At 28.1% G+C, this 14533-nt stretch carries 10 protein-coding genes and 1 other RNA gene; 8 read left to right on the forward strand and 3 right to left on the reverse strand.

Annotation, left to right across the window (positions count from 1 at the left end):
• Window positions 1–92: 92 nt before the first annotated feature.
• Window positions 93–782, reverse strand: a complete 690-nt coding sequence (locus tag ACIQ56_RS07655; RefSeq protein WP_397600481.1) for a hypothetical protein — start codon at window positions 780–782, stop codon at window positions 93–95.
• Window positions 783–1035: 253 nt separating this feature from the next.
• Between ACIQ56_RS07655 and ACIQ56_RS07660 the strand changes: the two genes are divergently transcribed.
• Complete coding sequence (locus ACIQ56_RS07660; protein ID WP_397600482.1) at window positions 1036–1677, forward strand: hypothetical protein; 642 nt, start codon at window positions 1036–1038, stop codon at window positions 1675–1677.
• 1 nt (window position 1678) lies between these two features.
• Here ACIQ56_RS07660 and ACIQ56_RS07665 read toward each other — a convergent pair whose 3' ends face one another.
• Both ACIQ56_RS07665 and ACIQ56_RS07670 read right to left on the reverse strand, forming a co-directional pair.
• On the reverse strand, window positions 1679–2224 hold the full coding sequence (locus tag ACIQ56_RS07665) for a hypothetical protein (protein ID WP_397600483.1): 546 nt from the start codon (window positions 2222–2224) through the stop codon (window positions 1679–1681).
• Window positions 2225–2329: 105 nt separating this feature from the next.
• On the reverse strand, window positions 2330–3928 hold the full coding sequence (locus ACIQ56_RS07670) for a sigma 54-interacting transcriptional regulator (protein WP_397600484.1): 1599 nt from the start codon (window positions 3926–3928) through the stop codon (window positions 2330–2332).
• A 174-nt stretch (window positions 3929–4102) separates the two neighbouring features.
• Here ACIQ56_RS07670 and ssrS point away from each other — a divergent pair.
• From ssrS to dnaE, 7 genes are all read left to right on the forward strand, one after another.
• Window positions 4103–4292, forward strand: a non-coding RNA gene (gene ssrS / locus ACIQ56_RS07675) — 6S RNA.
• A 944-nt stretch (window positions 4293–5236) separates the two neighbouring features.
• Window positions 5237–6883 carry a hypothetical protein gene (locus ACIQ56_RS07680; protein ID WP_397600485.1) on the forward strand — a complete coding sequence of 549 codons (1647 nt, stop codon included), beginning with the start codon at window positions 5237–5239 and terminating at the stop codon, window positions 6881–6883.
• Window positions 6884–7362: 479 nt separating this feature from the next.
• A complete protein-coding gene (locus tag ACIQ56_RS07685) occupies window positions 7363–8247 on the forward strand; it encodes an aminotransferase class IV (RefSeq protein WP_397600486.1) in 885 nt (294 codons plus the stop codon).
• Between the two features lie 10 nt (window positions 8248–8257).
• The gene (gene rsmD / locus ACIQ56_RS07690) at window positions 8258–8827 is read left to right on the forward strand and encodes a 16S rRNA (guanine(966)-N(2))-methyltransferase RsmD (protein ID WP_397600487.1); all 570 of its coding nucleotides are present in this window, start codon (window positions 8258–8260) and stop codon (window positions 8825–8827) included.
• Window positions 8824–9852 (forward strand): tetratricopeptide repeat protein, encoded by a 1029-nt coding sequence (locus ACIQ56_RS07695; protein ID WP_397600488.1) that lies wholly within the window; start codon window positions 8824–8826, stop codon window positions 9850–9852. Before rsmD ends, ACIQ56_RS07695 begins: the two co-directional genes overlap by 4 nt.
• 101 nt (window positions 9853–9953) lie before the next feature.
• Window positions 9954–10553 carry a DUF507 family protein gene (locus tag ACIQ56_RS07700; RefSeq protein ID WP_161998113.1) on the forward strand — a complete coding sequence of 200 codons (600 nt, stop codon included), beginning with the start codon at window positions 9954–9956 and terminating at the stop codon, window positions 10551–10553.
• Window positions 10554–10579: 26 nt separating this feature from the next.
• A complete protein-coding gene (dnaE, locus tag ACIQ56_RS07705) occupies window positions 10580–14236 on the forward strand; it encodes a DNA polymerase III subunit alpha (RefSeq protein ID WP_397600489.1) in 3657 nt (1218 codons plus the stop codon).
• The last annotated feature ends 297 nt before the right edge of the window (window positions 14237–14533 follow it).

Consider the following 14533-nt stretch of genomic DNA (forward strand, 5'->3'; position numbering starts at 1 on the left):
GAAGTTTACTACAATCGTGTTAGAAAGCATTCGTCGAATGGATATCTGTCTCCAGTTATATTTGAAATAACTAGACCAATGAAAAAGGTCGGTTAATTGTGTCTATAAAATTGGGGGAAGATCAGTTCTAAATCATTATTTTTTTCTTTGGCTTTAAATGGATTTGGAAGTGATATTGGGATTTTTTGCTTAAATTGAAATTGATTAAAAGATACTTTCAAGATCTCTTGAGATTCTGATGGGTGTATTTTTTGAATTTCAAAACTATCATCTTTACAATATAGACCAAGATAAATAGGTATTCCTGAAGGTGTATAAAACAAATTTACATTTTTATACTGAGTACCGTTAATATATAATAAACAATCTTCTTTATTTTGTATTCGATCAATCATAATTTTAGTTTTTAAAACAGTTCTATTTTCTTTTAAACCTAAAGCTAATTTTTTGGCTATAGAATAATTAATATGTTTAGATATTTCTTTGGGAAGCTCTTTTGTTTCATTTTGAGATAACAAAGATTGTAAAGAATAAATATCATCTTTAATAATACCGTTTAAAAACAAATAAATGTTTATTGGAGTTTCTGCATTTCCTATTTTTAAGTCAAGTTGAATTGACTCTTTTAAATCAATCAAATTTTTTTCAATTTGATCCGAATTTAAATTATTTTCATTTTTTTCAAATAATAACAAAGTATCATCAAGTATTTTAAATGAATTTTCAACACTAAAAACCTTAGAATTTGTCATTAAAAACAGAAATAATACAAATAATTTCATTATATATCTTATAAACATAAAATATCTTTCATTTAATTATTATAAAAGCAAGTGTGTATTTTATATACACACTCTAATTTATTTGTTTATATTATTGACAAATTATTTCAGATACAGACTTTTAAAATATCAAAATCAATTTAAGGCCATGATATTAAAGTATTTTTAAAATTTGGCACAGATCTTTCTTATACATATTTAAGAATAACGATTCATGTTATTCCTCTCTATTTCCCAAAAAGTGAGTTAAATAATGAATTTTTCAATTAAAAAGCACATAAGTAACATTTCATTCACAAATTTATGGATTCCTTTGTTATTCATAACTTCATTATTTTATTGTTTATTTTTAAGCTTTCAAGAAAGAAAAAAATACGCATTATTACAAAAAAATATGGCTGATATTTCCGTTATTTATCCAAAAGAAGTGCCTACAAATTCAAATGATAACATAGACCTTGCTATGGCACTCTTTTCAATAGATATTGATGAAAATATAGAAAATCCAATATACAATGATGAATTGCCTTACAGAGGACTTACTTTAGGAAATGCCTTTTCAAAAAATAAACAAGTTTTAATTGGAAAAATGGCTTTTGAAAGTTGGGGCATTTTAGGTTCTACTTTGGCTCATGAAATAGAAATTCATGGGAAACAATCCTTTTTAGAAATTGAAATATTAAATTATTTATATACTTTAAAAAGAGTACCAGAAAAATTATTTGTAAACTTCTATCACAACACATCTAAATTAAATTATGATAATTTAGGATATGGATCTTATATGGCTGAAAAAGAAGCTTACAATCATGAATTAGACTCTAAGAAAAGATTTAATTTAAACAATAATGAAATATATGCAATTAGGTATACATTAGAAAACGATTTAATTTAATTTACCTTATTAGTGGATGTATTGGTGGACAAATTTCTATATCATTGTCCGACCTATATATATATTTTTTATAATATAATTGATTTATATCATCATTATTTTTTTCCTTATTTTCATAAATATTTGGATTAATTTTTTGATTTTCGAAACTAGAATACTCAACTCCATCCTTGAATTTTATTGAATAATTATTTGGATCAATTTTTTGATTTTCGAAACTAGAATACGATTTTGAATACTCAACTCCATCCTTGAATTTTATTGAATAATTATTTTTAAATGAAGGGAAATTACACTGTTCATGAATATTTTGATCATATCTATAATTAGGTTTTTTTATATCTTTTAAATAATCTTTTGTAGGATAAATATTTAAATCTCCTTCTATTTTTTCATATCTAGATTTAACAGATACATCTGATTCTTCAGAAACTTCATAACCTATATTATCCTTGGGTAAAAACATATCCAAAGAATTTAAACTATTTGAATATACTTTGATAGAAAAGGATAAGGTATTAATTAAAATAATAATATGTATTTTCATATCAATTCCTAAAACAAAAACATTTAATTGATTTTCTTTACTTTAAAAATCAATTAAATGTTTTTAGCAAGTTTTTGGGATTTTTACAATGAATAGAAGAATGCCTTAAAGAGAATCATTCTCTTCTATATTTAATTTTCTGGATTTTTTATCTAAATGATACTTTTCACATTTCATAATTAAACTTGCCCTACTTATCCCAAGCTTTATTGCAGCTTTGCTTTTATTCCAATTTTCTTTTTCTAAATTGGCATATATCATTTCTTTTTCAAGTTGTTCGATAGCTTCTTTTAAATTTCCTTCTTTATTAATTCCTTTAAATTTTTCTTCTTTATCTTGAATTCCAAAAATTCTTTCAGAAAGTAAATCATCACTAATTTCTTCATTTTCTCCAGACAAAACACAAAGCCTTTCTACTTCATTTTCTAATTCTCTTACATTACCAGGCCAAGCATATTTTTCCATTCGATACAAACATCCAGATGAAATTTTTTTAACTTTTGTATTATTTAATTTGCTATAATTATCTAAAAATTTTTTTATTAAAAGAGGAATATCTTCAATTCTTTCTTTTAATGAAGGTAATTTAACATTAATTACATTCAATCGATAATAAAGATCTTCACGAAAAGTACCATTTTTTACCATGAGTTCTAAATTTTTATTTGTTGCAGCTAAAATTCTTACATCTACTTGTTTTTGCTCTGAGCCACCAACAGGAATAAAAGTACCTTCTTGCAATATTCGTAATAATTTAACCTGCATTGTTGTCGAAGTGTCACCTATTTCATCTAAAAAAAGCGTTCCCTTATCAGCTAACTCAAACAAACCTTTTTTATCTTTTATTGCATTGGTAAAAGATCCTTTAACATGTCCAAATAATTCTGTTTCTAATAAGTTATCATTTATAGCACCGCAATTTTGAATAATAAAATTTTTAGATTTTCTTTTAGAATTTACATGAATTGCTTTAGCTATTCCTTCTTTACCAGTTCCATTTTCTCCCGTAATTAATATCGTAGCTTCGCTGTCACTTATTTTAGATAATAGTTTAAAAACTTCTTGCATAGCCGAACTTTTTCCTACGATATTATTAAAATTCCAATCTTTTTTTAAGCTAGTTGAAATAGCATTTATTTCATCTTTATTATCTAAAATTGATTTTCTTAGTTGAATAATTTCATCAAGAACTACTTGTAAAAGCTCTTCTAAATATTTGACTTCTTTCATTGATAAAACAGGTAATTCATTAATATAAGATTCTAATTCTGTGGATTCTTTTAGAAATGATTTTTTTAAATAGTTACGTAATTTATTTTTTTGTTCTTCAACAGTCTCTTCAATTATAAAACCATCTGCAAAAATACATCCTAAGTATTTATCACCTAATTTTAATGGTAATGATATAGTAGAAAAACCTGCATGACATGTTGAAACTAATTGTTCATTTGCTTCTTCAGATTCAATTGTTGTTACTCTGGCAACATTTACACAATCTTTAAATGCCTCATTATTTTCAGTTATTAATTTGCATATTGGGTTTTTGGGATTAAAAAATTTACCTTGAGGGACTCCTCTTAAAAATCCTTTTTCATCTGTGAAATTTAATTGGATATTCCACCAACTTCCAATGATTTGTTTTAATCTCTTAACAATATTAAGGTTTTCGAAATGATCGAAATTGAATTCAATCTCTTCAGCCACTTAGTATCCCCCAATATGAGGTCTCCTTTTACAACTCATACATTTCGGAGAAAAATGAAAAAACTTTAATCAGATTGGAAAAAAAATAAACAGTTTTGTTAAATCCAAAATAAAAAATCGTTAAAAAAAAGGAAAAATTAACTTGACGCTAAATCATTTTATTTGCATAATTAGCTTAGCCTCGAGTAGTTTTTGTTAAATAATATGGCAGAACCTACAATTAATGTATTAGGAAGCTAAAGGTTTTTTGGTGCGCACGCCCTCCGGCTAAGTACGATTGAGGGAAGCCTAAAGAGAAATCACGAAGCATCCACTTTTTAGGAAGTGGGTTTCTCCTATCATAAAAAAGTACTTGAGGTGTTTTTTTATGATTCCTCATAAATTTATCTTTATTTCAATCATAACAATTATTTTAAAAATATACCCTAAATAATTCGCAAAAAACAAGTTACATTTTTCTTAACGTAACAGGTTGTGATGTTTATATAATGTTTTAATTAAGCAAATATACTCTTAATGGAATATCTTAATTTGAATAAAAAATAGTCCAATTTTTCATTTGTTTTTTAATTGAATTTATTTCTAAGGAATTATAGCTTAAATGCCTTTTTCTTGTAATTTTTTTTTACTTTTTAAGCATGATATGCACTAATAGCAATGAATATTTCAGCACTACTTATTTCTATAAGCTGATTCGCAATTTTATTACTATCATACAATTATCCTTCCTCCAAAACAAATTCTTTAGGATTCCAACATGTAAGAAAAATAATTTTATTTTTCTTACATTATTAATAAACATTCTCGCAATAAATTTTAATTTTTTATTGCATGAATAAAGTGAATGTTAATTTTTTTTAACGCTTAATGTATCCATAAAGTTCCAATTCTAAATCTCCACAAATTTTTAAGAATAACTTTTGATAAATGATTAAATTTATTAAAAATTGTTGAATAAGAACCAAATTCTGTTGGAAGATTTCTCAGTGACGAACCCTTTCGTATCTTCCAAATTTGCATCCATAAAAATCAGAATTTAATTTAAAAAATAAATATTAAAAACTGTTACTATTTTTTTCAATATTTTTAAATTCTTCATTATATTTGGTAATACAAATTTTTATGGGCAACAATTCCAAAATCATATCCTATTCAATATTTAATATCACGCTATAATTATATTTCATTTATATTATTTTTCATAACAAAAGATCTTGACTTATATTTTTAAATTTATTACTGAAATTGACCATTTATTTATTAGAATTCTATATATTTTAATAAATAATATTTTTATAAGGAAGAAATATGAAAAAAATAGCATTAATAATATCGATATTATCTTGTATTTTTATTATAAGTTGCAAGAAAACCAACTCTAATAAATTATCAGAAAATAATAAATTAAATCATAAATATAGTAACAGAAAACAAATAAATTTTACTAAAAAAGATCTCAAAATTAGTGATGCTACAGCAAATTTATGCAATCGTAGAGAAATTATTTTTAAAGCTAATTCAACTGAAAACTCTAAAATAGTTCATAGTATTATTAATTCAATTTCATCTATGAAAGAAAAAGAAGAATGTTCCGAAAATTTAGCAGAAGAAATACATAAAAATATTTTGAATAATAAAAATAACATTTCTATAAAAGATGTCTCTAATTCTGATATTAAGGCAGATTATAATATATTCATAATAGGTAGTGGTGTACATAGTTCAATTTTTAGTAGAAATTATAAAATAAAACATCCTAACGCAAAAATATTAACTATAGATTCTTCTAAATCTATTTCTGAACATTTTAATTCAACTGACTATTTAATTAACTCACCTGAAGGCGAAACTAACGATAGTTCAACAAATATCTTAAAAAATAGTCCTATTATTTTATCAGATCTTGGAGAATCAACAGATAAATTTTATATAGCTCAAAAACTATGGCAAGTAATTGTATATAATTCTTTTGTTTCAAATACTGATATTCTTTTAGATACAAAAATAGATAAAATAGAATATCTATCTGACAAAAATTTATTCAAAGTTCTTTTAAATAATAACGCCACTTTTTATTCAGAAAAAGTTATTATTTCAAATGGATTAGGTACACCAAAATTTGAAAATATCTCCTCAGAAGAGTTAAAAAATGAACAATTAAAAATTGCCGAAACTTGCACAAATGAATCTTGTTTACCGAATATTATAACTTTTGATGATTTAATAAAAATAAATCAAATTTGGAAAAAGAATGGTAAAAATGTTTATAATACTTTGGCAAATCCAAATAATAATTTAGCTGTAATTGGCGCTGGGGATGCTGCAAATGTTATAGTTGAATTTTTATATAATCAAGCTCCTAGTCTTGCATATAATAATGTGAATTCATCTATAAAAAATAATATAAGTAAAATATATTGGTTTGCCCAAAAACATACAACTGGAGTTTCTTTTATAAATGATTCAAATATCAAACCACGTTATAAAGTTTTTAAAAAGGATTTTTATATAGACCTTTTTAATAATCAGATTTTGAATAAGTTATCTCCAATTTCAAATCATATTAATAAAATTGAATATGACAAAAAAACAAATATTGTTTCTCTAACTGATGAGAAAAATACAGAATATAAAGCAAATTATATTATTTTAACTTCTGGATATAGCTTAAATATCAATCAAATTATATCACCAGTTCTAAATAAAAATATTGCTGAAGATGAACTTAAAGATTATTTCTCCAATGTTTTAAATAAAAAAGGAAGAAATATTGCAAGAAAGTTAAAAGATAATAAAGGAAATACAATAGAATTGTATGTTATTGGGACTGCCGCAGGAGTTACTCCTTCTTGGAGTCTAGCAAATAAAGATGATTTAGAAGAATCGAAAACAAAAAACTCTGCCTCTATAAATGTTTTAGGTCCTAAAACAGCTGAGTTTGCAGAAAGTTTATAACGATGAAACATACAATAAAAAGAAAATGATTCTTAATAATGCTAAAATAGTTAAGTATTTCAAAATTACTTTAACAAAAAAGTAGTTGAAAAATCTTTAGAAAAACAAGATCCTTTCATGGCGATCCCAATTCTAATATCCAAAAAATCTGAATTTTATTTAAAAAGTAAATTTTAAATTCTTTTAATATTGTGCAGCTACCCTCTGACTAATTTGATTTGTTATTATTGCTTTCAACACGTTTTCTTGCTTTCGTTAGATTTGGCAATTCAACTTTATCTAGGAACATGCTAAAAATAATGTCAAATTCAATATTTGAGAAAAAAACTTAATTTTTTAAAATTCTCAAAAATTCTGACCAAAAAAAAAAAAAAAATAACTCGATTTCATTGCCATGTTCACTTAATATGTTCTCAGCTAAAAAAGGATCCTTACAAATTTTAAGTTTTGTAACTATGGATTTTCAAAAGGAGACTCTCATGAAAAGCGATTATACTGGAATTGCAAATATCAATGGACAAATAACGGATCTAAATGAGGCAAAAGTTTCTTTATCCGATAGAGGATTTTTATTTGGACATTCTATTTTTGAAACCTTACTTATTAAAAATGGAAATATCATTAGCTGGAATTATCATTTCGATCGCATGAAATTTAGCTGCCAAGAAGCATTTATTCAAATACCAAATGAAAATTTACTTTTTGAATGGGCCTCTGAAGCTGTTAAAGAAAATATAAAAAAATCGGGTGTTATAAATGAAAAAGCTCAATTAAGAATTATCATTACTGGCGGAAATTCTTTTGATCTTATTATTAAAAAAGAAAATGAATTGTTACCAAAATCTAATATTATCATTATTTGTAGGAATGTATCAGGACCAACAACGGATAATTATGCAAATGGAATTTCATTGAAATCTATTCCTGATCTAAGATCACCAGCTCTTATCGAAATAAAAAGCTGCTCTTATTTATATAATTTAATTTCTATAGAAAAAGCTAGACTTGCAGGCTTCAATGACGCTTTATTTTATAATTCAAATAATATAATAACAGAATCTACAACATCAAACTTTATATGGTTTAATGAAGATTTAATAGTAAGATCTATTGCATTTAATGGATCCTGTCTTGCTGGAGTTACTTTAAGTAGACTTATCTCTGGATTAAAAAAAATGAAAATATCATTTGACTGGAGCGAATTAAATCGTACAAATATATCCTCTGTTAAAGGATGCGGTATTATTTCATCAATTCGTGGAATTCTTCCTATCAATCAAATTGATGATAATCATTTTGACATCCAATCTTATAAATATTTCTTTGATAAGCTAAACTTAGCCCTTCAAAGCGAAGAATCCTAAGGCATAAATAATGAGAGTAATTGCTGGACAATACAAACGCCGACTTTTAAATACCCTACCAGGAAATGATGTTACAAGACCAACATCAGATAGAGTGAAAGAGAGTATTTTTAATATCATTTCAAATGAAATTCCAAATGCAAACATATTAGATCTTTTTGCTGGAAGCGGATCTTTAGGGATTGAATGCTTAAGCAGAGGAGCTAATAAAGCTATTTTTGTCGAAAATAACATAAATGCTGCTAAAAATATTCAATTTAATCTTGATAATTTAAAAATAAATTCAAATGATTATTTATTATTTAAACAAGATGCTTCCAAGTTTTTAAATTCTAGTAATTTCGATTTTAAAATTGATATTATATTTATTGATCCTCCTTATCTTTCAAATTGGTATGAAAATGCGCTTTTGGAAATTGAGCAATCTGATATTTGCAATCAATTTTGCACTGTCATTTTTGAAATGCCCACAAATTCTAAAATTCTATTACAATCCAATTTTCAGAGTTGGACAAAAGACGATGAGCGCGTTTATGGAAAAACCAAAATTGAAATTTGGCGGAGAGGACAGACGGAATGAAAAATAACTTTATTTTAACAATATTATCATTAACTTTTTCAATAACTACTTTAAGTAGTTGCAGCACTCCTTCGAATTCATCAAATAGCATTAATTATATCATTTCAGGCAATAAATATGCAGAAAAAGGGGATTTTACAAAATCAGCAGAGCAGTACAAGCTTGCCCTAAAGCAAGAACCCAATTCCAATACAGCGAAAAGAAACCTCGGATTGGTGCTTGTTAAAATTAGCAAATATAAAGAAGCAGTTGCTTTATTAAATGATGTTGCCCCAAATTATCCTAAAGATTCCGAACTTTATTACTTTTTAGGAGAAGCGAATAGAGGTATTGGTTTTGAAAAAGAATCTATCAAAGCTTATCAATATGCTTTAAATTTAAATCCAAATGATCTTAGAACGATTAAATCTTTAAGTTGGGTTTATCTCAAAATCGGGAATTACGATCAAGCCGAAAATTTAATCAAAAAAAGTTATGATAAAAATCCCCTAGATCTTCAACTAATGCTGATTATGACAAGCATTGATGTAAAAAAAGAGCGATATACAAAAGCAATTAAAAAAATGCAAGAATTTGAAAAATCCGAATACAAAATTGTGAGTCGCGACCAAACAACGGCGGAAACCGAAAAAATTCTTTTATTAAACGTTTTAGGAAACGCCTATGCCGGAATTAATGATTGCAATAAAGCACAAAAAATATTTGATATTGTATTAAAATCAAGGCCTTTTCTAGCACCAACCTTAACCGATTCCGCCAAATGTGACCTCAAAACGAACAATACAATTCAAGCAAGAGGCAAACTAGAAAAAGCATACTCTTCTGAACCCGATTATCCTGAAACTCTTTTTCTATTGGGTAAAATTTATACCAACCACGACCCTAAAAAAGCCGCTTTTTACTACAAAAAATTTATAGAAATAAGCTCAGATGATAAAAACTTTGAAATGGAAAGCAAACAAGCCCAGGCTTCTTTAGATCAGCTTCAAGCTAAAAACTTCGACTCAAGTAAGAAATCTGATTGACGCTTGTTTCAGATTAGATAACTATAATAAGTGCATGAACCCTTTAAGGGTTGAAGATTATTTGTCACAAAATAAACCAAATGAAAGAAAGGTATCAAACAATGAAACTCTCATCAGAACAACTCGAACGTCTCGCAGAGCGTGTATTTAAAGTGCTAAAGTGTTCTGGTCATATCGAACTTGACTATGATACCGAAGAACGAATTGAAGAAAAAGTGATTGAACAAATCACAAATGTTCTTGAAGATGATTCCAGAACAGAAGACAGACTCTCTCGTGAAGCCGAACGCCTTGTTCAACAGCAAAGCCAAATTGCAAAATCATCGGGCAAAAGCTATGAAAATCTTGTAGACGAAGTGAAAATTCGTTTAGCAAAATCAAAAAGAGTCATTCTTGGAGATGATCCAGAACGTGCCGACTCCCTTGCTGAAAAAGTTTTAAAAGCAATCTGGAAGATCGATAGCCTTGATTTCTTTAGCGAAGACATGAAGGTTCAAAACTGTATTGCCCGCGCTATCCATCGTTTCCGCCTAGAAGACGATCGCATTATTGAAGCTGTTGAAAAAATCGTTAATAAGAAAAGCGGAGAAGAACCATACAGCCATGCTTGGTGCATAGCTTATGATAAGTGCTATAATGAAGTTCGCCAACGCATTGCCAATCAAAAATCTTCCGACGAATCTCCTTCAATGGGTGGCTAACTTAAAAACATAAGAGAAAATCTATCGTGCAGCTAACAGATGAGTTCGTTCACCTCCACATTCACTCGGAATATTCTCTCTTAGATGGCTCTATAAAAGTTAAAAAGCTCGTAAAAGAACTCAGCAAAAGAGCCGCTAAAGCAGCGGCTCTAACTGATCATGATGGTATGCATGGGGTTCTTGAGTTTTATTTAGCCTGCCAATCTGAAAAAATAAATGGAATTATAGGATACGAAATAAATGTAGAGCCTGTTTTTTTAGATGATAAAAAACAAGTAACACATTTAATTTTATTAGCAGAAAATGATTTAGGCTATTCAAACTTAATAAAACTCTGCACAATAGCAAATACATCAGGAAAAAATGCTCTATTTCCTGACTCTACAAATGTTTCTTGGGATGAGTTAAAAAAACATTCTGAAGGCATTATTTGTTTAACAAGCTGCATGAAAAGCGAATTATCTAAACTTTTATTATTAGAAGAAAGTAACAAAGCAGCTTTATACTTAGAAAAAATAGCATTAGTTTTTGGTGTAAATAATACTTTTGTTGAACTTATTGATAATGGAATCCCTGAACAAAAATTTTTAATAAATCATCTTGTCGCACTTGCAAAAAAATTAAATATTGAAATTGTTGCCAGTGCCGATGTTCATTATTTATATCCTAAAGACAAAGAAACACATATGTCTCTTCTTGCAATTAAAAATAAATTGCAAAAATCAGATGTAAGAGGCATTCCTGATGAAATTGAATTTCATCTTGCTACCTCTGAAGAAATGATAAATAAATTTTCCTCATACCCCGATGCCATTAGAAATACAAAAAAAATTGCAGATCGATGCCAAGTAAAAATTGATACAAAAAGTATTTTTATGCCGGATTACAGGCAATTTGAACATGAAACATCGGACGATTGCCTTGTTAGACTTTCAAAAGAAGGTCTTGAAATGAGAAAAAGCGCCGTTGCTTTATGGATGGGAAATAAATTTTCAGAAGAAATTTGGGAAGACTACAAAAAACGACTCGACTATGAATTGTCAGTTATTTTAAAAATGAAGTTTTCTGGTTACTTTTTAATAGTCCAAGACTTTATCAATTGGGCTAAAGAAAACAATATTCCTGTTGGCCCAGGACGTGGATCTGCTGCAGGGAGTGTTGTTACTTATGCTTTACGAATTACAAATATTGATCCCATACGATTTAATTTGTTGTTTGAAAGATTTTTAAATCCCGATCGAATTTCTATGCCCGATATTGATACAGACTTTTGCCAAGATAGACGAGCAGAAGTATTAAATTATGTTTATCAAAAATATGGCAACAGAGCTGTATCACAAATTGTTACTTTTGGCCGAATGATGGCAAAAAATGCTTTAAAAAACTTGGCACGAATTAATGGCTGGTCTTTTCATGACAGCAATGAATTTGCAAAATTAATTCCAGAATCGCCTGGTATTACTTTAGAACAAGCAATTAAAGAAGAAGAAAAAATTAGCCAAAGAATTGAAGCTGACGAAAGAGCAAAAAATCTTTGGGAAGGTGCACTTGAAGTTGAAGGGACACTAAGCTCACTCGGCATCCATGCTGCTGGAGTTATTATTTCAGATAGAGCTTTAGATGAACGTTGTCCTTTGCTTGAAACGGAAGGTCAGTTATTAACTCAATTTGAAAATAAATATGCAGAAAAAATTGGACTGATAAAATTTGACTTTTTAGGTTTAAAAACCCTTACCGTTATTGATAATGCTGTAAAACTTATTCATAAACAAAAAGATCCAAAACTTGATATAGAATATATCGAACTTGAAGATAAAAAAGTTTATGAAATGATTTCTACAGCTCATGTTACTGGAATATTTCAGCTCGAGTCCACAGGCATGAGAAAACTCATTGCCGATTTAAAACCAACTTGTTTTACAGATATTATTGCGGTTTTAGCATTATTTAGACCAGGCCCTCTAGGCTCAGGGATGGTAGAAGACTTCGTAAAAAGAAAACATGGAGAGACCCAAGTTGAATACCCATTTCCTGAATTAGAACCCATATTAAGTGACACATATGGAGTTATTGTTTATCAGGAACAAGTTCAAAAAATTGCAGCTGTACTTGCAAATTATAGTCTTGGTGAAGCTGATTTATTACGTCGTGCCATGGGTAAAAAAGACAAAAATGAAATGGAAAGACAAAAAAGCCGTTTCGTTAGTGGTGCTACAGAAAACAAACATGACCCACAAAAATCTGCTGACTTATTCGATCTTATGGCTAAGTTTGCAGAATATGGCTTTAACAAAAGTCATACAGCCGCTTACGGTTGGGTAACGTACCAAACTGCTTGGTTAAAAACATACTATCCAACCGAATTTATGACTGCAATTATGACATGCGACTTGGATAACACGGATAAAATTGTTGGATATGTCCGTGACTGCAAACGCATGAAAATCAAAATTTTACCTCCTTCTGTAAATCACTCTCGATTTGAATTTAGTATTCCAGAAGATAAAGTCATTCAATTTGGATTAGGTGCCATTAAAGGACTTGGCTCTGGTATTATAAACATGATCGTTTCTGAGCGAGAAAATGGTGGTATTTTCTCTACCGTTCCCGAATTTATTGCTAGATTAGATGCTAGAAAATTAAATAAAAAAGTAGTGGAAAGTTTAATTAAGGCGGGCGCTTTCGATTCCATCGCATCAAATCGAGCTGAATTATTAACAAACTCAGATTCCTGGATGCGCACGATTGCAAAAGAAGCAGAACGCGATGAAAGCACAGGTTATGATATTTTTGGTATTATTGAGCACACCCCTTCAAAAACAGAAAAAATAAAAGAACCTATTAAAGAAACAAAAACAAATAAAAAATCTAAAAATAAGTTTGAATTTTGTCCAAAAGCAATTCCTACATTAATTAAAACGGAGAACTGTTCCTATAAAATATTAAACCATTTGGTTGCTGTTCAATTAAAAGAAACAAAACCTTGGAATTATCAAGAACAATTAAGCCATGAGTTTTCTACGCTTGGCTTTTATATGACAGGTCATCCCGCTGATTTATTAAGAGAAGACATAAAAGAAATTACCGAAATTACTCTTGATCAAACAGCATTTTATTTAGAGCCAGAAAATGTTCCCGATTATAAAAGAAAAGCAATTAAAATAGCTGGCATAGTATCTATGGTTTTAGAAAAAAAGAATAAAGATGGAAACCCTTTTTTAGTTCTAAAAATTGAAGATGGCTATGGTGAGTTAGAAGTTACTTTATTTAGCAAACAATTTACTGCTTTAACAGAACCTATTAAAATAGGTGAAGCATTGCTTATTGAGTGCAAAATTAAAAAGGGAATAGAAGAAGGAAGTGTCAAAGGAATTGTGCAAAGTATTGATCGAATTTCCAATAAAAGAATTGAACTTGTAAAACGTATCATATTAAATACAGATGAAGATTTTTTAAAAGAGTCGAAAAATTTATTCTTACTTGAAGAAATACTTAAAAAGAACAAAGGAACTACCCCCTTGTTTATGGATATTTTAATTCAAGATCAAAATTTAAGAATAAAAGCAAAATTAGGAAATCATTTTATTAAACCTACAGATAGTTTTATTTTTGATATAGAAAATACCTGGCCTGGGATAATAATAGTGGAAAGATTGTATCAATTGCCAATTCAACAAGTGTAATAAAAACCTTTTCAAATGAGTCACCAATAAATTGATTTTCAAATAAAATAGATCCTTATTAGAAGATTTAAAGTTACATGTAAATAAATATTTATTAAATGAATTTATATTTTAACAAAATAATGTCATAATAATTGCTTACTAATCTATATTAGCTTAATATTTAATTAGAATGAGAATTTTTAGAAGGAGAATTTATGGTGCGCCAAGATAAGTGCGTAAGAACCAGTGAGTGCGAATCTCACCCACGTAAAGATTAGCCATCAGCGTGGAAGTAAGCAGTGCGATTAATAAGGT

The sequence above is a fragment of the Silvanigrella sp. genome (assembly GCF_044369315.1).
GTDB lineage: Bacteria > Bdellovibrionota_B > Oligoflexia > Silvanigrellales > Silvanigrellaceae > Silvanigrella.

What these genes read in the sequence shown, in the direction of transcription:
- ACIQ56_RS07655 (WP_397600481.1), bottom strand. Translation starts at nt 782, where the DNA reads ATGAAATTATTTGTATTATTTCTGTTTTTAATGACAAATTCTAAGGTT.
- ACIQ56_RS07660 (WP_397600482.1), top strand. Translation starts at nt 1,036, where the DNA reads ATGAATTTTTCAATTAAAAAGCACATAAGTAACATTTCATTCACAAAT.
- ACIQ56_RS07665 (WP_397600483.1), bottom strand. Translation starts at nt 2,224, where the DNA reads ATGAAAATACATATTATTATTTTAATTAATACCTTATCCTTTTCTATC.
- ACIQ56_RS07680 (WP_397600485.1), top strand. Translation starts at nt 5,237, where the DNA reads ATGAAAAAAATAGCATTAATAATATCGATATTATCTTGTATTTTTATT.
- ACIQ56_RS07685 (WP_397600486.1), top strand. Translation starts at nt 7,363, where the DNA reads ATGAAAAGCGATTATACTGGAATTGCAAATATCAATGGACAAATAACG.
- rsmD (WP_397600487.1), top strand. Translation starts at nt 8,258, where the DNA reads ATGAGAGTAATTGCTGGACAATACAAACGCCGACTTTTAAATACCCTA.
- ACIQ56_RS07695 (WP_397600488.1), top strand. Translation starts at nt 8,824, where the DNA reads ATGAAAAATAACTTTATTTTAACAATATTATCATTAACTTTTTCAATA.
- ACIQ56_RS07700 (WP_161998113.1), top strand. Translation starts at nt 9,954, where the DNA reads ATGAAACTCTCATCAGAACAACTCGAACGTCTCGCAGAGCGTGTATTT.